Source organism: Mesorhizobium sp. M1A.F.Ca.IN.020.06.1.1, assembly GCF_004023265.1.
Lineage (GTDB): Bacteria > Pseudomonadota > Alphaproteobacteria > Rhizobiales > Rhizobiaceae > Mesorhizobium.
Window position 1 is genome coordinate 1 of record NZ_RZSR01001856.1, and the last position, 385, is coordinate 385.

At 65.5% G+C, this 385-nt stretch carries 1 protein-coding gene; it reads left to right on the forward strand.

The genetic code is table 11. From position 1 onward, the window contains the following. Nucleotides 1–385, forward strand: a 385-nt coding sequence (locus EOA60_RS37225) for an AAA family ATPase (RefSeq protein WP_128312834.1), incomplete at both ends; no start/stop codon positions are given.

Genomic DNA, 385 nt, shown 5'->3' on the forward strand with positions numbered 1-385 from the left:
CTCGAGGAGCGCGACGTGCTCTTCATCGACGAAATCCACCGGCTCAATCCGGCGGTGGAAGAAATCCTCTACCCGGCGATGGAGGATTTCCAGCTTGATCTCATCATCGGCGAGGGGCCGGCGGCGCGTTCGGTCAAAATCGATCTCGCCCGCTTCACGTTGGTTGCGGCGACAACCCGGCTCGGACTTTTGACGAATCCTCTGCGCGACCGTTTCGGCATCCCGGTCAGGCTCAATTTCTACACGGTCGAGGAGCTGGAGCAGATCGTGCGCCGCGGCGCCCGCATCCTCTCGATGCCGCTCGGTGACGACGGCGCGCTGGAGATCGCGCGCCGCGCTCGCGGCACGCCGCGCATTGCCGGACGTCTGTTGCGCCGGGTGCGAG